Origin of the sequence: Streptomyces sp. NBC_01275, from assembly GCF_026340655.1 — a bacterium.
Taxonomy (GTDB): domain Bacteria; phylum Actinomycetota; class Actinomycetes; order Streptomycetales; family Streptomycetaceae; genus Streptomyces.
On sequence record NZ_JAPEOZ010000001.1, the window covers coordinates 1,499,918 to 1,518,954 of the forward strand.

At 73.0% G+C, this 19,037-nt stretch carries 15 protein-coding genes and 1 pseudogene; 4 read left to right on the top strand and 12 right to left on the bottom strand.

The genetic code is table 11. From position 1 onward, the window contains the following. Window positions 1-174 precede the first annotated feature (174 nt). Window positions 175-915, top strand: coding sequence for a GntR family transcriptional regulator (locus OG562_RS06305; protein ID WP_266394634.1), 741 nt, complete (start codon window positions 175-177; stop codon window positions 913-915). A gap of 28 nt (window positions 916-943) precedes the next feature. After that, complete coding sequence (locus OG562_RS06310) at window positions 944-1,414, top strand: hypothetical protein (RefSeq protein ID WP_266394636.1); 471 nt, start codon at window positions 944-946, stop codon at window positions 1,412-1,414. On the opposite strand, the gene OG562_RS06315 is transcribed toward OG562_RS06310, so the two are convergent. The 7 genes and pseudogenes from OG562_RS06315 to rpe form a co-directional block, all read right to left on the bottom strand. Further along, a complete protein-coding gene (locus OG562_RS06315) occupies window positions 1,383-1,835 on the bottom strand; it encodes an Lrp/AsnC family transcriptional regulator (RefSeq protein ID WP_266394639.1) in 453 nt (150 codons plus the stop codon). The two genes, OG562_RS06310 and OG562_RS06315, sit on opposite strands and share 32 nt — an antisense overlap. A gap of 10 nt (window positions 1,836-1,845) precedes the next feature. Continuing rightward, window positions 1,846-3,348 carry an amino acid permease gene (locus OG562_RS06320; protein ID WP_266394641.1) on the bottom strand — a complete coding sequence of 501 codons (1,503 nt, stop codon included), beginning with the start codon at window positions 3,346-3,348 and terminating at the stop codon, window positions 1,846-1,848. Between the two features lie 293 nt (window positions 3,349-3,641). After that, window positions 3,642-3,903, bottom strand: a pseudogene (locus tag OG562_RS06325) (GNAT family N-acetyltransferase); the annotation flags it as partial. 102 nt (window positions 3,904-4,005) lie between these two features. Further along, window positions 4,006-5,448, bottom strand: a complete 1,443-nt coding sequence (locus OG562_RS06330) for a GuaB1 family IMP dehydrogenase-related protein (RefSeq protein ID WP_266394645.1) — start codon at window positions 5,446-5,448, stop codon at window positions 4,006-4,008. A gap of 131 nt (window positions 5,449-5,579) precedes the next feature. Next, window positions 5,580-5,885: a barstar family protein gene (locus tag OG562_RS06335; protein WP_266394648.1), complete on the bottom strand. Its 306-nt coding sequence runs from the start codon at window positions 5,883-5,885 to the stop codon at window positions 5,580-5,582. Between the two features lie 99 nt (window positions 5,886-5,984). Beyond that, window positions 5,985-7,028, bottom strand: a complete 1,044-nt coding sequence (locus OG562_RS06340; protein WP_266394651.1) for a sugar-binding transcriptional regulator — start codon at window positions 7,026-7,028, stop codon at window positions 5,985-5,987. A gap of 102 nt (window positions 7,029-7,130) precedes the next feature. After that, complete coding sequence (gene rpe, locus OG562_RS06345) at window positions 7,131-7,817, bottom strand: ribulose-phosphate 3-epimerase (protein ID WP_266394653.1); 687 nt, start codon at window positions 7,815-7,817, stop codon at window positions 7,131-7,133. A gap of 92 nt (window positions 7,818-7,909) precedes the next feature. Between rpe and OG562_RS06350 the strand changes: the two genes are divergently transcribed. Continuing rightward, a complete protein-coding gene (locus OG562_RS06350; RefSeq protein ID WP_266394654.1) occupies window positions 7,910-10,063 on the top strand; it encodes an MMPL family transporter in 2,154 nt (717 codons plus the stop codon). Here OG562_RS06350 and OG562_RS06355 read toward each other — a convergent pair. Together OG562_RS06355 and fmt are read right to left on the bottom strand one after the other, a co-directional pair. Next, window positions 10,044-11,471 (bottom strand): RsmB/NOP family class I SAM-dependent RNA methyltransferase, encoded by a 1,428-nt coding sequence (locus OG562_RS06355; RefSeq protein WP_266394657.1) that lies wholly within the window; start codon window positions 11,469-11,471, stop codon window positions 10,044-10,046. The two genes, OG562_RS06350 and OG562_RS06355, sit on opposite strands and share 20 nt — an antisense overlap. Window positions 11,472-11,679: 208 nt before the next feature. Then, window positions 11,680-12,612: a methionyl-tRNA formyltransferase gene (fmt, locus tag OG562_RS06360; protein WP_266394660.1), complete on the bottom strand. Its 933-nt coding sequence runs from the start codon at window positions 12,610-12,612 to the stop codon at window positions 11,680-11,682. A gap of 357 nt (window positions 12,613-12,969) precedes the next feature. On the opposite strand from fmt, the gene OG562_RS06365 reads away from it, so the two are divergent. After that, window positions 12,970-13,512 (top strand): hypothetical protein, encoded by a 543-nt coding sequence (locus OG562_RS06365; RefSeq protein WP_266394663.1) that lies wholly within the window; start codon window positions 12,970-12,972, stop codon window positions 13,510-13,512. Between the two features lie 477 nt (window positions 13,513-13,989). On the opposite strand, the gene OG562_RS06370 is transcribed toward OG562_RS06365, so the two are convergent. From OG562_RS06370 to coaBC, 3 genes are all read right to left on the bottom strand, one after another. Beyond that, the gene (locus tag OG562_RS06370; protein WP_266394666.1) at window positions 13,990-16,149 is read right to left on the bottom strand and encodes a primosomal protein N'; all 2,160 of its coding nucleotides are present in this window, start codon (window positions 16,147-16,149) and stop codon (window positions 13,990-13,992) included. Window positions 16,150-16,305: 156 nt separating this feature from the next. After that, the gene (gene metK, locus OG562_RS06375) at window positions 16,306-17,514 is read right to left on the bottom strand and encodes a methionine adenosyltransferase (RefSeq protein ID WP_266394667.1); all 1,209 of its coding nucleotides are present in this window, start codon (window positions 17,512-17,514) and stop codon (window positions 16,306-16,308) included. A gap of 241 nt (window positions 17,515-17,755) precedes the next feature. Further along, on the bottom strand, window positions 17,756-18,958 hold the full coding sequence (coaBC, locus tag OG562_RS06380; RefSeq protein ID WP_266394668.1) for a bifunctional phosphopantothenoylcysteine decarboxylase/phosphopantothenate--cysteine ligase CoaBC: 1,203 nt from the start codon (window positions 18,956-18,958) through the stop codon (window positions 17,756-17,758). Window positions 18,959-19,037 lie beyond the last annotated feature (79 nt).

A 19,037-nucleotide genomic window follows, 5' to 3' on the forward strand; every position in this document is an offset into this window, starting at 1 on the left:
ACTTGTCTGAACAAGTTCGCCTCAGTACGCACGCCGCTGGTGTCCCCTTCGTAAACTCTGGCGAAACCCTGAGCCCCGATTTCCCACACAATCCTGGTCGCAGGACCGAGCCGCCGGATGTCGATTAGGCTGATCAAGCTGTACACAGCAGCCAACGTGAGGGGGAAGCGAAGCATGGCGGCGCGACACGAGAGGATCGCCGACGAGCTGCGCCGCGCGATCGACCGCGAGGAGTACACGGTCGGCAGTCTGCTGCCCGCCGAGACGGACCTCGCGGCCGCCTACGGCGTCTCGCGCGGCACGGTCCGCCAGGCCGTCGCCGCGCTCACCGCGGAGGGGCTCATCGGCTCGCGTCAGGGCGCCCGCCGCGTGGTCCTGGCCAGCCGCCGCAGCCAGAGCTTCGCCGAGCTGCGCAGCTTCGCCCAGTGGGCGCGCGCGATGGGCCGCGAGGCCACCGGCCACGTCGTCGCGCAGGAGTACCGCCCGGCGACCGCCGAGGACGCCGTACGCCTCCAACTGCGCGAGCTGACCAGGGTGTTGCACGTGCTGCGGGTGCGCGGTCTGGACGGCGAGCCGGTCCTCCTGGAGCGGACCGTGTACGCCGACTGGATCTCCCCCGCCGTCGAGCCGATCGAGCCGGACTGCCCCTCCGTGACCCAGCGCCTCCTCGACGACACCGGTCTGGTCTTCGCCTACGGGGAGCACGTCATCGACGCGGTGGCGGCGGGCGCGCAGGACGCCGAGTTGTTGGGCGTCCGCCGGACGAGTCCCCTGCTGCGCGTGCGCCGGGTGACGACGACCCGCGAGGGCCGCCCGGTGGAGTGGTCGGACGACCGCTACCGCTCGGACGCGGTCAGCTTCAGCGTGCACAACTCGATCGGGAACAACGCGCTGGCCCGCAAGACGGCCGACTGACGGACGCTCCAGCGGGCAGGAAACCCCCATGGACATCGCCGCCCTGCCCTTCGTGGACGAGCACGCGACGGTCGTCACGGCGCAGGCCGACGCCGTGTGGGACGCCGTCGGCGACGCCCTGGACGGCTCGTTCACACCCGGCTACGCCCGCCTCGTCGGCTGCGCCGACCGTGCGGCGTCCGGTCCACGCCCCCTGGCCGTGGGCTCGACGGTGCCCGGCTTCCGGGTGGCCTCGGCGGCGCCGGGGCGGGAGCTGGTCCTCGTGGGACGCCACCGCTTCTCGACGTACGCCCTGGTCTTCCGTCTCGACGAGGCCGGTCCGGGCCGCGTCCGGCTGTGCGCCGAGACCCGGGCCAGGTTCCCCGGTCCGGCCGGCGGCCTCTACCGGCTGCTCGTCGTCGCCTCGGGCGCCCACGCCGTCCTCACGGGCCGGCTGCTTGCGGGGATCCGTCGCCGGGCCGAACAGGTCAGGTCGGGGACCCCGCGGAGAACCGCCTGAGCAGCGGGGACAGCACCAGCACGGACTTGGTCCGCTCCACGAACGGCTCCCCCGCGATCCGCTCCAGCACCCGCTCGAAGTGACGCATGTCGGCGGCGAAGACCTGGGCGACGGCGTCCGCCTCCCCGGTGACGGTGGAGGCGGCCACGACCTCCTGGTAGCGCTCAAGACCCCGCTGGATGGTCTCCGGGGAGGTGTTGCGCCGGCAGTAGATCTCGACGAACCCCTCGGTCTCCCAGCCGAGCGCCGCCGGGTCGACCCGTACGGTGAAGCCGGTGATGGCGCCGGTGGCCCGCAGCCGGTCCACCCGCCGTTTCACGGCGGGCGCGGACAGGCCGACCAACTGCCCGATGTCCGCGTAGGAGCGACGGGCGTCCTCGGCGAGGGCGTGCACGATGCGTTCGTCGAGATCGTTCAGCACAGTGGGTCGTTCACTTCTCAGATGGTTCAGATGATTCAGTCGGTTCGGCAGCCGCGGGCGTCGCCAGTCGGGAGCGGCGATGGCCGTAACTGAAGTAGAACACGAGCCCGACCGCCATCCAGACACCGAAGACCACCCAGGTGACGGCCGAGAGGCTGCCCATCATCCAGACGCAGAAGGCCAGGCCGAGGGCCGGCAGCACCGGGGAGAGCGGGACCCGGAAGGTTCGGGGCATCTCCGGACGGGTCCGGCGCAGCACCACGACGGCGATGTTGACCAGCGCGAAGGCGAACAGCGTGCCGATGCTGGTGGCGTCCGCGAGTTGCCCCAACGGGATGGCGGAGGCCAGGACACCGCAGAACAGGGACACGATCAGGGTGTTCGCGCGGGGCGTGCCGGTCTTCGGGTGGACGCGCGAGAACACCTTGGGGACGAGTCCGTCCCGGGACATCGCGAACAGGACGCGGGTCTGGCCGTACAGGACGGTCAGCACGACGCTCGCGATGGCGATGACGGCGCAGAAGGCCAGCAGGGTGCCCCAGAAGGACTGTCCGGTCACGTCCCGCATGATCTGCGCGAGCGCGGCCTCGGAGTCGTTGAACCGCTGCCAGGGCCGGGCGCCGACGGCCACGGCGGCGACCACGACGTACAGGGCCGTCACGATGACGAGCGAGAGCATGATCGCGCGGGGCAGGTCGCGCTGCGCGTTCTTCGCCTCCTCGCCGGCGGTGGAGGCGGCGTCGAAGCCGATGTACGAGAAGAAGAGGGTCGCGCCGGCCGCGCTGACGCCCGCCATGCCCAGCGGCATGAAGTGGTCGTAGTTGCCGGAGCGGAAGCCCTGGACTCCGATCGCGCAGAACAGCACCAGCGCGGCGATCTTCACGGCCACCATGACGGTGTTGGCGCGCGCGGACTCCTTCGCCCCGCCCAGCAGGAACGCCATGGCCAGCAGGACGACGATCAGTGCGGGCAGGTTGAAGACGCCCCCGTCGCCGGGCGGCGCGGACAGCGCGTCCGGGATGGTCACGCCGATCGTCCCGTCGAGAAGCTCGTTGAGGTACTCGCCCCAGCCGACGGCGACGGCGGCGACCGAGACGCCGTACTCCAGGACCAGACACCAGCCGCAGATCCAGGCGACCAGCTCGCCCATCGTTGCGTATGCGTACGAGTACGAGGATCCCGCGACCGGGATCGTGCCCGCCAGCTCGGCGTAGGACAGGGCCGAGAAGAGCGCCGTGAGTCCGGCGATCACGAAGGCGAGGGTGACCGCGGGTCCGGCCTTGGGGACGGCCTCGCCGAGGACCACGAAGATGCCGGTGCCGAGGGTGGCGCCGATGCTGATCATCGTCAGCTGCCAGAGCCCGAGGGAGCGCCGCAGGGACCCTCCCTCGCCCTGGCCGCCCTCGGCGACCAGTCGTTCCACGGGCTTGCGCCGCATCAGGCGCGCGCCGAGCCCCGGGGACGGGGGGACGGTCTGACTGCGCCGCTGCGGGGGTGCGCCTTGGTCGAGCACGCTGACTCCTTTGTCGCTGCCGGTCGGCGCGACGGGGACCGGCGGCGCCCCCTGGCGGGCGGGAACCACCGAGCGGGGTCCCTGCCACGCTACGTACAGCGCAGAACCCTACGAGCCAGGGCGTTGCCTCTGTAATGCAGCAACCTTGCGCGTATCCGCAAGATCGTTGCGTTCCTCGCGGCAGCGCGGGTGTTCGTTGCGCGGGGGCTGTCGAGCGTTGCGCGACTGCCCCGATCAGGGCTGGTCAGGGCAGTGCGGGGCTGTGCAGCGCCGATCGGGGCCGTTCTTACAGGGCCGTGCGAGCGCAGCTCCTCCGGCCAGACGCCGAGCCCGCCGATCACGGGGCAGACCACCGTGACCTCGGGCGCCGCACAGCCGGTCCAGCGCTGCTCCGTGTTGCCCGACCGGCCGCCCCTCCAGCCAGGCGAGCAGGTACGTGCTCTCCCCCGCCTCCTGCCGCGCGAACCGCCGCGCGTGGAAGGACGTGCCTCCGGGCGAGCCGATGCGCCGGTCGAGCAGCGCCACGTCGGCGGCCCGGCAGACGATGATCTCCATGCCCCGACCGTAGGGCGCGGGCAGCCGAACGGCCCCTGGTCTTCCCGGCGGACGGGACAACGGGGGCCGTACGGAAGGGAGTCAGTCGATTTCGGAGTCGGCTCAGCTCCAGCTGGCGTGCAGCGGCTTGCCCTCCGCGTAGCCGGCCGCGCTCTGGATGCCGACGATGGCCTTCTCGGCGAACTCCTCCAGGGAGGCCGCGCCCGCGTAGGTGCAGGAGGAGCGGACGCCCGTGATGACCGAGTCGATCAGGTCCTCGACGCCCGGGCGGCCCGGGTCGAGGAACATCCGGGAGGTGGAGATGCCCTCCTCGAACAGCGCCTTGCGGGCCCGGTCGTACGCCGACTCGTCCGACGTGCGGTTGCGCACCGCACGCGCCGACGCCATGCCGAACGACTCCTTGTAGAGGCGGCCGTTCGCGTCCTGCTGGAGGTCGCCCGGTGACTCGTAGGTCCCCGCGAACCAGGACCCGATCATCACGTTGGACGCGCCGGCGGCCAGCGCCATGGCGACGTCGCGCGGGTGGCGGACACCGCCGTCGGCCCACACGTGCTTGCCGTGCTTCTTCGCCTCGGCGGCGCACTCCAGGACCGCCGAGAACTGCGGCCGGCCCACGCCGGTCATCATGCGCGTGGTGCACATGGCGCCGGGGCCGACGCCGACCTTGACGATGTCGGCGCCCGCGTCGATCAGGTCCTTGACGCCCTCGGCCGAGACGATGTTGCCGGCCACGATCGGAACCTGCGGGTCGAGGGCCCGCACGACCCTGACCGCGCTGATCATCGACTCCTGGTGGCCGTGCGCGGTGTCGATGACGAGCGTGTCGACCCCTGCGTCCAGCAGCTGCTTGGCCTTGCCGGCGACGTCGCCGTTGATGCCGACGGCGGCGGCGACGCGCAGCCTGCCCTGCGCGTCGACGGCGGGCGTGTACAGCGTGGCGCGCAGCGCGCCCTTGCGGGTCAGGATGCCGGCGAGCCTGCCGTCCGCGTCGACGGCGGGGGCGTAGCGCCGGTTGGCCGCGTCGAGGGTGTTGAAGGCCTCGCGCGGGTCGATGCCGGCGTCCAGGAGCAGCAGGTCCCGGGACATGACGACCTCGAGCTGCGTGAAGCGGTCCACGCCGGTCAGGTCCGCGTCGGTGACGACGCCGACCGGACGGCCGCCCTCGTCGACGACGACGCCGGCGTTGTGCGCGCGCTTGGGCAGCAGGGCGAGGGCGTCGGCGACCGTCTGGTGCGGGGCGAGCACGATCGGGGTGTCCAGCACCAGATGGCGGCTCTTGACCCAGGTGACGACCTCGGTGACGACGTCGATCGGAATGTCCTGGGGGATCACGACGAGTCCGCCGCGCCGGGCCATCGTCTCGGCCATCCGGCGGCCGGCGACGGCGGTCATGTTGGCGACGACCAGCGGAATCGTGGTGCCCGAGCCGTCCGGGGAGTCGAGGTCCACGCCCTGCCGCGATCCGACCGCGCTGCGGCTCGGCACCATGAAGACGTCGTCGTAGGTGAGGTCGTAGGCGGGCTGGATGTCGTTGAGGAAACGCACGTGCTGCACATCCCAGTCGATCAGAGGTGACCCCCGGACAGGTCAGCCAGGGGGAGAAGCACGTACTTCATTCTCCCACGACGGCCGGAATGCGATGCCCGGACAGAACGTCCAAGCAGCTCAGGCACCCCTTAGGAGGATCCTCCGAGAGCGAGCACGACCGACAGCTCCGGCGCCTGGTCCACCGCCGAGGAGAACACCGCCTGCGCGATCTCCCACTCCTCAGGCTGCGTCTTCGCGTACTGCCGCCAGTTCCGTACGACGACCAGCACCGGCCCGGACTCCGGCCCTTGGGGCAGGTCGGTGAGGCTGTCGGCGAGCGCGTCCCAGTTGCGGCCGAACCAGTCGGGCAGCTCCAGGTCCCGGGCGCAGCGATCCATCAGGTCCGCCTTGTCGGAGACCCCGTCGAGGTCCAGCGTGAGCACGTGCTCCGTCATCCCGGCACCGTCCTGAGCTAGTCGTGGTGAGGGGCGGAGGGGGCGGCCCGGGGACCACCCCCTCCGGGGCGGTCTGGGGACCACCCCTCTGATCTTCCGTCAGATTCCGTCCGGGTCGGCCCGGTTGAGGGCGGGCTTCGGGCTCGGCCCCGCCGTCATCAGATAGTCGGCCGCCGAGGTGTCCGTCACCAGGCTGGTGACGAGCCCGGACCGCAGCACCGCGTCGATCGCGGCCGCCTTGCGCTGCCCGCCCGCGATCGCGACGACCTCGGGCACCCGGCGGAGCTGGTCGGCCTTGACCGTGATGCACCGCTCGCCCAGGTCGCGACCGACCCGGCGGCCGTCGGAGTCGAAGAGGTGCGCGGACATCTCTGCGGCGACGCCGAGCGAGGCGTAGTGGCCCCGCTCCTCGTCGCTGAGCATGTCGTGCACCGTCGAGATCCCGGGCTCCCAGGAGCCGATGGAGACACAGGCGACCGTGACCTTGTCGAAGTACTCGAAGGCCCGGGCGATCCCGGTCTGGTGGCGCAGCGCCTCCGCGGTGGCCGCGTCCGGCAGCAGCATCGGCGCGTAGATGGGATGCGCGTCGCCGCCGGACACCTGGGCGGCGCGGCGGACGGCCTCGACCGAGCCGCGCTCGGCGGTCCCGGCGTCGTACACGCCCGTCAGCTGCACGACCGTGCAGGGCGGCAGCCGGTCCAGGGCCGCCGCCATGTGGATGGTGGACCGGCCCCAGGCCAGGCCCAGGACATCCCCTTCGTTCACGAGCTCGGCGAGCAGGTCGGCCGCGACTTCTCCCAGGTTCTCGGGGTCGGGCGAGTCCGCGGCCTCGGCCGGGGACTCGACCACCACGGCGTGCCTGAGGCCGTACCGGGCGCGGAGCGCGTCGGAGCGCTCGGCGTCCAGTTCGGCCGGCACGCGGATCTCGATCCGTACGAGATCCCGTTCGAGGGCGGTCTCCAGGACCCGGGCCACCTTGAAGCGGCTGACGCCGAACTCCTCCGCGATCTGGATCTTGGACTTGCCCTCGAGGTAGAAGCGGCGGGCCATGGCCGCCGCCTGCACCAGCTCAGCGGGTCCCATCCGCATGGCTGACCGGCCCGCCGACATACCCGACACGGCGATCTCCTCACTGCTGTTCACACTCTGGATACGCCGTTCATCCTCGCAGATCCGGCGCAGTTGATCAGCTCCGATGGGAGCCGTTCACGTTCCCTTGGTCAAGCGGTCGGTTCCGTGGTCGGTTCAGTGGCCGCACGCCCACGACGCCTTGGCGGTCGCCGCCTCCGCCTGCGCGCGCAGCGCGCGGACCGCCTCGGCCGGGTCCGCGGCCCCGTACACCGCCGAACCGGCGACGAACACGTCCGCGCCCGCCTCGGCGCACCGCTCGATCGTCGAGGCCGAGACCCCGCCGTCGACCTGGAGCCACAGCTCAAGGCCGTGCTTGCTGATCAACTCGCGGGTGCGACGGATCTTCGGGAGCATGATGTCGAGAAAGGCCTGGCCTCCGAAGCCCGGCTCGACCGTCATGATCAGCAGCATGTCGAGCTCGGGCAGCAGGTCCTCGTACGGCTCGATCGGCGTCGCGGGCCTCAGCGCCATGGAGGCACGGGCGCCCTTCGCCCGGATCTCGCGGGCGAGCCGCACCGGCGCCGCGGCCGCCTCGACATGGAAGGTGACGGACGAGGCGCCCGCCTCGACGTACTGCGGGGCCCAGCGATCGGGGGCCTCGATCATCAGATGGCAGTCCAGCGGAGTGTCCGTCGCACGGGCCAGAGACTCTACGACCGGCACACCGAGCGTGAGGTTCGGGACGAAATGGTTGTCCATGACGTCGACGTGGAGCCAGTCGGCTCCGTCGACCGCCTGTGCCTCGTCCGCGAGGCGGGCGAAGTCGGCGGACAGAATGCTGGGGTTGATCTGCGCGGCCATGCCCCAAGCCTCCCATGCTCCGTGGGGGTTGCGGGCATCGGTCTCGCGCAGCGACCGTGGAGCGTACGCCGTGGACGGCTCCAGGGGCGGCTATGACCGGGAAACTCGGGCGGCAGGGCATCGGCCATCTGGTCTGCGGACGGCGGGCGAAGTGGCTGGTGCTGGCGTTGTGGCTGGTGGTGCTGTTCCTGACGGCGCCCTTCGCGCAGAAACTGACCGACGCCGAGGACAACGACGCGGCCTCCTGGCTGCCGGGATCGGCCGAGTCCACCCAGGTCCTGCAGACGTCGGAGCACTTCCGGCCCGAGCAGATCCCCGCGATCGTCGTGTACGTCCGCGACGGCGGCCTCACGGCCCAGGACCGCGCGCAGATCATCCAGGACGCGGCCCAGCTCAGCAGGCTGACCGACCACGGCATCCGGGGCGGCGAGACCCGCGGCCCGGTCTACGACCGCCCGGCCGACCCCCGCGCCGCCCAGATCTACGTCCCGATCACCATGGGCGAGAAGGGCTGGGAACAGATCTCCCCCGCGGTCGACTCGATCCGTGACGTCGTCGGCAAGGGCGGCGCCGGGCTGGCCGTGCACATCACCGGCCCCGGCGGCACCTCCGCGGACTTCTCCAAGGCCTTCGAGGGCATCGACTCGACCCTGCTGCTGTCGGCGATGGCCGTCGTCGTGGTGATGCTCCTCATCACCTACCGCAGCCCCACCCTGCTCCTGGTGCCGCTGCTCGGCGTGGTGGTCGCGCTGTTCACCGCGCAGGCGCTGATCTACTTCCTGGCCGAGCACGCGGGCCTGACCGTGAACGGACAGAGCGCCGGCATCCTCACGGTGCTGGTGTTCGGCGCGGGCACGGACTACGCGCTGCTGCTCGTCGCCCGCTACCGGGAGGAGCTGCGCCGGCACGAGGACCGGCACGAGGCGATGGCCCGGGCGCTGCACCGGGCGGGCCCCGCGGTACTGGCCTCCGGCGCGACGGTCGTGCTGAGCATGCTGGTGCTGCTGGCCGCCGAGATGAACTCCACCAGCGGTCTCGGTCCGGTCGCGGCGATCGGCGTGGCGGTCGCGCTGCTGGTGATGACGACCCTGTTCCCCGCCCTGCTGGTGATCTGCGGCCGCTGGATCTTCTGGCCGGCGATCCCGCACTTCGGCTCGCCCGAACCGAGCGAGCGCGGTGTCTGGGCCCGCACGGGCCAGGGCATCGCGCGCCGTCCGCGGATGATCTGGGCCGTGACGGCGCTCGTCCTGGCGGTCTGCTCGCTGGGCCTGATCCAGCTGCGGGCGGACGGCATCGGCAACGCGGACTCCTTCACCGGCAAGCCCGACTCGATCACCGGCCAGGAGGTGTCCGCGAAGTACTTCGCGGCGGGCAGCGGCGACCCGCTGGTGATCATCTCCGACCAGGCGCAGGCCCGACGGGTGGGCCTCGTGGTGGCCTCGACGGACGGGGTCGTGCCCACGTCCCTGGGCCTGCCGCCGGGCACCAAGCCCGCCTACGACGGCAAGGTGCTGTTCGAGGCGACCATGACCGCCCCGGCGGACAGCGACGCGGCGAAACGGACCGTCGAGCGGGTCCGGGACGCCGTGCACGCGGTGCCCGACGCCGACGCCCAGGTGGGCGGCGGCACAGCGGCCCTGCTGGACATGGAGAAGGCGACCACGCACGACAACCGGCTGATCATCCCGCTGGTCCTGGCGGTGGTCCTGCTGATCCTGTGCGCCCTGCTGCGCGCGGTCGTCGCACCGTTGCTGCTGGTCGGCACGGTGATCCTGTCCTTCGCGGCGGCCCTCGGCATCAGCGCGCTGGCCTTCCGCCACGTCTTCGACTACGCGGGCGAGTCGACGGACTTCCCGCTGTTCGTCTTCGTCTTCCTGGTGGCCCTGGGCATCGACTACAACATCTTCCTGACCACCCGCATCCGCGAGGAGGCGCTCCACCAGGGCACCCGGGCCGGTGTGCTGACCGGCCTCGCCGCGACGGGCTCGGTCATCACCTCCGCCGGCCTGGTCCTCGCGGGCACCTTCGCCGCCCTCGGCACCCTCCCCATGGTCGCCTTCGCCGAGATCGGCTTCGCGGTAGCCCTGGGCGTCCTCCTGGACACCTTCATCGTACGATCGGTGCTGGTCACAGCACTGTTCCTGGACGTGGGCCCCAAGGTGTGGTGGCCGGGACGCCTGTCCGGCGACGACCGCGCGCAGACACCGTCCCGGCCCGAGGAACCGATCAGCCGGTCCGCCGAATGAGCGCCAGATACATCGCGTCCGTCCCATGCACATGCGGCCACAGCTGTACGTCGGGCCCCTCGCCCAGCGCCGGCACGCCGGGCAGCATGGGCCGGGCGTCGATCAGCTCGGCCTGCGGGAACTGCTTGAGCAGGTCGGCGACGACGGCCCGGGTCTCCGCGAGGTGCGGCGAGCAGGTGGCGTACCCGACGACGCCCCCGACCCGCACGGACTCCAGCGCGGTCCGCAGCAGCCCGCGCTGCAACGGCGCGAAGCCGTCCAGATCCTCCGGCCGGCGCCGCCACCGCGCCTCGGGCCGCCGCCGCAGGGCGCCCAGGCCGGTGCAGGGCACGTCCATCAGGACACGGTCGAAGGAGCCGGGCCGCCACGGCGGGCGCGTTCCGTCGGCGGCGATGACCTGGTAGGGCCCGGGGTTGCCGGCCAGCGCCTTCGCCACCAGACCCGCCCGGTGCGGCTGCTTCTCGGAGGCCAGGAGAGTGGCCCCCCGCTGGGCGGCGAGGGCGGCGAGCAGCGCGGCCTTCCCACCCGGCCCGGCGCACCCGTCGAGCCACTTCTCGTCCGGTCCGTCGATCGGCACGTTGGCGAGGGCCAGCGCCACGAGCTGACTTCCCTCGTCCTGCACCCCCGCCCGCCCCTCCCGCACGGCGTCGACGGCGCCCGGCTCCCCGCCTTCGGCCAGCCGCACGGCATACGGCGACCAGCGACCCGCGACGGCGGCCTCCTCCCGGAGCAGCTCCTCGCTCGTGGATCGTCCGGGCCGGGCGACCAGCGTCACCTCGGGCCGCTCGTTGTCGGCCTCCAGCAGGTCCTCGATGCCGGCCCGCCCGCCGCCGAGGGAGTCCCACAGCGCGGAGACGATCCAGCGCGGGTGCGAGTGCACGACGGCGAGATGGTCCTCGGGATCGTCGTCGTAGGGCGGCGCGACCTGCTCCAGCCAGCCGTCGAGATCATGCTGGGCGATCTTGCGCAGCACGGCGTTGACGAACTTGGCCCGGCCGTCCCCGAGCACGACCCGCGCCAGCTCCACGGAGGCGGACACGGCGGCATGCGTCGGAATCCGCGTCCCGAGCAGCTGGTGCGCCCCGAGGCTGAGCACGTCGAGCACGGGCGGATCGACCTCCCGCAGCGGCCGGTCCACACAGGCGGCGATGACGGCGTCGTACGTTCCCTGCCGCCGCAGCGTCCCGTACACCAGCTCGGTGGCCAACGCCGCGTCCCGCGCGTCGAACTTGTCGGGGCCCTCCTGCTCCCGCGCCTTGCGCAGCAGCGGCGGCAGCACGAGGTTGGCGTACGCGTCCCGCTCGTCCACCGCCCGCAGCGCCTCGAAGGCGAGGATGCGGACGGGGTCCTTCTGGGGCCGACGGTAGGGCTTGCCGGACGGGCGGGAACGGCGGGGCTGCTCACTCACGAAAAGGTGCTCCGGATTACAGGAGGGAAGGTGCGTCCAGCGTACGTCGGTCCATCGATACGCCGGTGTGTCGGTACGGCCGCCCGAGCAAGCCCTGGCAGTCCCTGACGTGCGCTCGGGCAAGCCCTGACGTGCGCGGGAGCGGCCGCGGACGGCTGCGGACGACCACGGACGGCTGCAGTGGCGGCCGCGGACGGCCGCAGGAGCGTTACGCCCCGAGGATCTCCTGCTCCCCGATCCGGACGCCCCGCGCCCAGTCCGCCGCCCGCATCGGCTTCTTGCCCTGCGCCTGCACCCACAGCAGCTCGACGGCGTACGAGCCGGTGCCGATGTGCACGCTGTTCTTGCCGACGGAGAGCGCGCCGGGGGCGAGGTCGGTGCGGTCGGGGACCGGCTGGACCTGGATGAGCTTGAGCCGCTCGCCGCGGAAGACGGTCCAGGCGCCGGGGGCCGGGGTGCATCCGCGCACCACGCGGTCGACGCGCAGGGCGGGCGTGGCCCAGTCGACCTGGGCGTCCTCGACGGTGATCTTGGGCGCGAGGGTGATCCCCTCGCCCGGCTGCGGTACGGCCTTCAGGCTGCCGTCCTCGATCCCGTCCACGGTCGCGGCGAGCAGCCCCGCGCCGGCGAAGGCGAGCCGGGTGAGCAGGTCGCCGCTGGTGTCGGTGGGCCGGATCACCTCGGTGACCGTCCCGTAGACCGGCCCGGAGTCGAGCCCCTCCTCGATGAGGAAGGTGGAGGCGCCGGTGATCTCGTCACCGGCCATGACGGAGTGCTGCACGGGCGCGGCCCCACGCCAGGCGGGCAGCAGCGAGAAGTGCAGATTGACCCAGCCGTGGGCCGGGATGTCCAGGGCCGCCTTGGGAAGCAGCGCCCCGTAGGCGACGACGGGACAGCAGTCGGGCGCGATCTCCTTCAGCCGCTCCAGGAACTCCGGGTCCCGGGGCCTGCCCGGCCTCAGCACCTCGATGCCTGCCTCCTCGGCCCGCTGGGCGACGGGGGACGCGACCAGCCTCCGCCCCCGCCCGGCCGGCGCGTCGGGCCGCGTGACGACGGCGGCCACCTCGTGCCGCCCGGAGGCGAGCAGAGCGTCCAGGGCGGGAACGGCGACCTCGGGGGTACCGGCGAAGACGAGCTTCATGAGTGGGCGGGGCCTCTCGGGCGGGACGGACGGCGGGCAACACACAAGTTTATGACGACGGGTGGGACGTCCGCCGACGGCGGTGCGCATCACGGGAGAACCCCGCTTTCCCGTCGGATCCCCGTCGGATCCCCATCCGGTCGCGCCCCGTCCGGTCCCCGTCCGACGCCTGTCCGACGCCTGTCCGACCGCATCGCGTACACCCCGGCCCAGGGGGCGTACGCATATGCCCATACGCCCCCACACCGTGACCAGCGGAGCGCACCCGCGTTGGTCAAGAAAGAGTTGACCACACCGGACCGCGTCCCACCGCGGCCCGACCCTTATCTCTTCAACGCCGGTTCGAGAGGCTTGTTCATGGCCGACCATGCAACCCACGACGCCCAGGCCCGGGCCAGCCTGCACTTGCTGGTGCGGGACATCGAGCGGGTCCGCCGGCAGGTGGACGCGCTGCGCACCCTCACCGCCCAGCTGGGCAACGTCTACCGCCCGCGCCGCTCCGGCCCCGCCACGGGCTTCGTCGTCTACGGACGCGCCCCCGCCCCGACCGTCCGCCTCGCCCAGGAGCTGCGGGACAGCGTCGAGACGCTGGTCACCGCGGCGGTGGACTTCGACCGTTCGCTCGGCTTCTCGTGGGACGCGGTGGGCTCCGCGCTCGGGGTCACCAAGCAGGCGGTCCACCGTCGCTACGGCGCCCGCCGCGCCGCGGCCCAGGCGACCCCCGAGGCCGAGCGGCCGACGGAGCCGGCCGGCGCCCGCCCGGTCAGCGTGAGCACCGCCCTCCCGACCGTTCCGACGGTCCCCGCCGCCCGTTCCATGCCTACCCAGCCGACGGCCGGCAGCCCGGTCCTGCGCGAAGAGGCCAGACCGACCGCCTTCCCCGGCCCGCGCAGCGGCTGACCCACACCAGCGCCCGCACCACCCCACCTGCCCTCTCGGCCCCTCCCGAGAGGGCAATCGCATGCCACCCCGCACCCCCACCGAAACCGACGGCCGCCATCCGGCACCCCGCCACCACCACCGACCGCCGTCGGCCGGCACCGGCCACTACCGCTGAACGCCGTCGGCCGGCATCCGCCGCCAACGGCCGCTGATCACCACCCACCACTGACCCGGCCCGCCCTGCACCCTCCACCGCCACCGGCCGCCGCCGGCTGACATCCGCCACCGCCAACAGCCGCTGATCACCACCCGCCACCACCACCGCTGATCGCCACCGCCGATCGCCAACGCCGATCGCCACCCGCTACCGGCCCCGGCCACCGGGCCACCGGGCCACCGGGCCACCGGGCCACCGGGCCACCGGGCCACCGGGCCACCGGGCCAGCACCCGGCAGCCTCACGCGGGACCCACTCCCCAGCGTCCGACGACCCCGCTCACCCGATGTCCGGCGGATCGATCCGCACCCGAACCCGTGCCGCCTCGTCCCCGCCCCGGGCCATCCGGGCCGCCTGTGCCGCCTTCAAGGCGGCGGCCAGCGCCGCGCCCCGCCCCGGCGGCACCCGGATCAGCGCCCGCTCCCAGTGCTCCCCCGGCGGCGGCGCACCCGGCCGCCGAGGCCGCCCCGCGGGAGTGTCCGGCACCGGGACCGGCCCCAGCACCTCCGCCTCCCCAGGCATCTCGACCGCCCCCAGGAACGCGGCCACCGCCTCCCCCGTCCCCGACACCGCGGCCATCCGGGACACCGGCGGGAACCCCAGCTCGGCCCGCTCGGCCAGCTCCCGCACCGCGTGCCCGACGGGATCCCACCGCACCAGCGCCTGCACGGGCCGCAGGGTCGGCTCGGCGACGATCACCACGGTCCCGCCGCCCTCCTGCGGCCGTACGAGCGCGGCGGCCGCCAGCCATCGGCGCAGCGCGTCCTCCCCGGCCCGCAGGTCGGGCCGTCCGAGCATGGCCCAGCCGTCGAGCAGCAGCGCCGCCGCGTACCCGCCCTCGGCGACGGGCTCGGCCCCCGGTGTGCTCACGACCAGCGCGGGCGCCCCGGACACCGTGTCCAGCACCTGCTCGCGCCCCGAGGTCCGCACGGGAACGGCCGGAAACGCCCGCCCCAGCTCCTCGGCGGTGCGCCGCGCCCCCACGATCTGCGCCCGCAGCCGGAAGGACCCGCACTCCGGGCAGTGCCAGGCGCTCTCCTCCCGCCCGCACCACCCGCACCACAACGCGCCCTCGTCCCGCGCCTCCAACGGCCCGGAACAGTGCCGGCACCGGGCGGCGGCCCGGCACTGGGCACACGCCATCCGCGGCACATACCCCCGGCGGGGCACCTGCACGAGCACCGGCCCGTGCCGCAGCCCCTCCCGGACCGCCTGCCAGGCGAGGGAGGGCAGCCGGGCCGCCCGGGCGGCCTCGTCCCGCGCCAGATCCTGGTCCCCCACGGTCCGCACCAGCGGAGCGGCCTGCCGCACCTGCTCCCGCGCGGCGACGAGCGGCCGGGCCCATCCGCTCTCGACGAGCTGCGCGCCCTCCACGGTGAAGCTCCAACCGCCCATCAGGAAGCCGCACTTGTCCTGCGCGGCCCGCAGCAACAGCACCTCCCGCGCATGCGGCTGCGGCGCGTGCTGCTCGCTGTGGCTGTCGTCCCCGTCGTCCCAGAGGGCGACCAGACCGAGGTCCTGCACGGGCGCGAACATGGCAGCCCGGGTCCCGACGACCGCCCGCACCGACCCGCGCCGCACGGCGAGCCACTCCCGATACCGCTTCTCGGGCCCGGCGTCGGCGGTGAGCAGCGCGTGCCGGCCCTCCCCGAGCAGCTCCGTCAGCGCCGCGTCCACCCGCGCGGCGGCCCGCCCGTCCGGTACGACGACGAGGGCCCCGCGTCCCGAGGCGAGCGTCGCGGCGACGGCCCGCGCCAGCTCCGCGCTCCACTCGGGCCCGGGCAGCGCGTTCCACACGGCGCGCGGCGAGCCCCCCGACGCCAGCGACTCCACAAACGCGCCCCCACGCTCGTACCGCCCCCACGACCCGGCCTCCGGCGGCCCCGGCGGCGGCAGCGGCGCGGGCGAGGGCCGCTGCTCGGCGCGCGCGTTGCGCGGCGGCACGGCGAGCTGGAGCACGTCCGCGAGGCTGCCCGCGTACCGGTCGGCGACGGCCCGCGCCAGCCCCAGCAGCTCCGGGCTCAGCACGGGCTCGGACGACACCACCTGGGCGAGCGCCGCGAGCGGCCCGGAGTAGTCCGACGCGGCGAGCCGCTCGACGAGGAACCCGTCGATGAGCCCCCCGCCCTCGCGCCGCCCGTCCCGCACCCGCCCGCGTCCGGCCCCGAACCGCACCCGCACCCGCACCCCCGGCTGTGCGTCGGCGTCCAGCTCAGCGGGCACCGCGTAGTCGAAGTACCGGTCCAGATGCAGCACGCCCTTGTCGACGAGCACCCGCGCGACCGGCAGCTCCTCGGCCAGCGCGGCCCCCCGCCAGGTGCGCGGCTTGGCCCGGGGCGCCTTGGCCTGGCGCACGCTCTCCCGGATCAGCGCGAGCTGCTCCGGCGGCGCCCCTTCTCCGGCCCCGCCGACGCCCCCCTGCCCGTTCTCGCTGCTCACGCCTGCATTCTTACCAAACGCCACTGACAACGGCCCCTTCCCCGAGCCGCTCCGGGACGGAGCCGCAAGGACCTGGTCGCACGACACCAGGGCCCGGCCTCCGTGAGGAGACCGGGCCCTGGTGTCGATGAAGCGAGGACTTGACGAAGCGAGGACCTACAGCCCCGCGGCCTTGCGCAGCGCGTCCACCCGGTCCGTGCGCTCCCACGTGAAGTCGGGCAGCTCGCGGCCGAAGTGACCGTACGCGGCGGTCTGGGCGTAGATCGGGCGCAGCAGGTCGAGGTCGCGGATGATCGCGGCCGGGCGGAGGTCGAAGACCTCGTCGATGGCCTTCTCGATCTTCTCGGCGTCGACCTTCGCGGTGCCGAAGGTCTCGACGAACAGGCCCACCGGCTCGGCCTTGCCGATCGCGTAGGCGACCTGGACCTCGCAGCGCGCGGCGAGGCCCGCGGCGACGACGTTCTTGGCGACCCAGCGCATCGCGTACGCGGCCGAGCGGTCGACCTTGGACGGGTCCTTGCCGGAGAACGCGCCGCCGCCGTGGCGGGCGAAGCCGCCGTAGGTGTCGATGATGATCTTGCGGCCGGTGAGGCCGGCGTCGCCCATCGGGCCGCCGATCTCGAAGCGGCCGGTCGGGTTCACCAGCAGGCGGTAGTTGTCGGTGTCGAGCTTGATGCCCTCGTCCAGGAGCGCCTTGAGCTCCGGCTCCACGACGAACTCGCGGATGTCGGGGGCCAGCAGGGAGTCCAGGTCGATGTCGGAGGCGTGCTGCGAGGAGACGACGACCGTGTCGAGGCGGACGGCCTTGTCGCCGTCGTACTCGATGGTGACCTGGGTCTTGCCGTCGGGGCGCAGGTAGGGGATCGTCCCGTTCTTGCGGACGTCCGAGAGGCGCTTGGACAGGCGGTGCGCCAGGAAGATCGGCAGCGGCATCAGGGTCGGCGTCTCGTCGGAGGCGTAGCCGAACATCAGGCCCTGGTCGCCGGCGCCCTGACGGTCCAGTTCGTCGTCGTCGCCCTCGACGCGGTTCTCGTACGCCGTGTCGACGCCCTGCGCGATGTCCGGGGACTGCGCGCCGATGGACACCGACACGCCGCAGGAGGCGCCGTCGAAGCCCTTCTTGGAGGAGTCGTAGCCGATCTCGAGGATCTTGTCGCGCACGAGCTGGGGGATCGGCGCGTAGGCCTTCGTGGTGACCTCACCGGCCACGTGCACCAGACCGGTCGTGATCAGGGTCTCGACGGCGACCCGGGACGTCGGGTCCTCACGCAGCAGGGCGTCGAGGATGGTGTCGCTGATCTGGTCAGCGATCTTGTCGGGGTGACCCTCGGTCACAGACTCCGAAGTGAAAAGGCGACGGGACACAACGCTCCCTGGGGTTGCAGCGGCTGCTGGCTGATCATTGGCGGACGCGACGGGAGCTGCGCCCGGCGTCGTCCGAGAACAGTTTATCGGTCGCGCTCGACCACGGGGTCATCTGTCTCGCCTCTCGGGAGCGCTGTGACCTGCGGCACACGGCATTCTGCCCAATGCCGCATGCCGTTGGCCAGGGTCGCCACGCCCGAATCGAGCAGGGTTCGAGCGAACGGCGAAGCGCATCAAACACTCAGGTCAGGCGGGACGTCACCAGGTCCCACACGATTTCGGCCAACGCTTCCTTGGGTCCGTGCGGCACCGGCGTCTCACTGCCGTCGGCCCCCAGCACAAGCGCCTCGTTCTCCTCTGAGCCAAACGTCTTACGCTCCCCCACCTCGTTCACCACCAGCAGGTCGCACCCTTTGCGACGCAACTTCGCCCGGCCGTTGGCCAGGACGTCGTCCGTCTCCGCGGCGAACCCGACGACCACCTGGCCGGGGCGGGCGCGGTCGGCGGAGATCTCCGCGAGGATGTCCGGATTCCGTACGAGCACGAGGGGCTCGGGCTCCTGGCCGTCCTTCTTCTTGATCTTGCCGGAGGCGTAGGCCGCCGGGCGGAAGTCGGCCACGGCGGCGGCCATGACGACCGCGTCGGCGTCCGCGGCCGCCTTGAGGACCGCCTCGCGCAGCTGCACCGCCGTGCCGACCTGGACGACGTCCACGCCCGCGGGGTCGCTCAGGCCGGTGTTCGCCGCGACCAGCGTGACCCGGGCGCCGCGGGCGGCGGCGGTGCGGGCGAGGGCGTAACCCTGCTTGCCGGAGGAGCGGTTGCCGAGGAAGCGGACCGGGTCGAGGGGCTCGCGGGTGCCGCCGGCGCTGACCACGACATGCCGGCCGGCGAGATCGGGCTCGCGCACACCCCTGGCCAGGACGCGGCGACAGACCTCGAAGATCTCGGCGGGGTCGGGCAGCCGGCCCTTGCCCGTGTCGACGCCGGTGAGGCGGCCGACCGCCGGTTCCACGACGACGGCGCCGCGGCGGCGCAGCGTCGCCACGTTCTCCCGGGTGGCCGGGTGTTCCCACATCTCCGTGTGCATGGCGGGGGCGAAGACCACCGGACAGCGGGCGGTGAGGAGGGTGTTGGTGAGGAGGTCGTCGGCGAGGCCGTGGGCGGCCTTGGCGAGCAGGTCGGCGGTGGCCGGGGCGACGACCACCAGGTCGGCGTGCTGGCCGATGCGGACGTGCGGGACCTCGTGCACGTCGTCCCAGACCTCGGTGGAGACGGGGTGGCCGGAGAGGGCGGACCAGGTGGCGGCGCCCACGAAATGCAGCGCGGACGCGGTGGGGACGACCCTGACGTCATGCCCCGACTCGCTCAGTCTGCGCAGCAGCTCACAGGCCTTGTAGGCGGCGATGCCCCCACTGACGCCCAGCACGACCTTCGGCTTGTCCACCGTCTCTCCCCGAGCTCGGAAAACGTACGCCTCGGCACCCGGCGTACGGGTTCATGCTGCACCATCGCGGGGGACGACC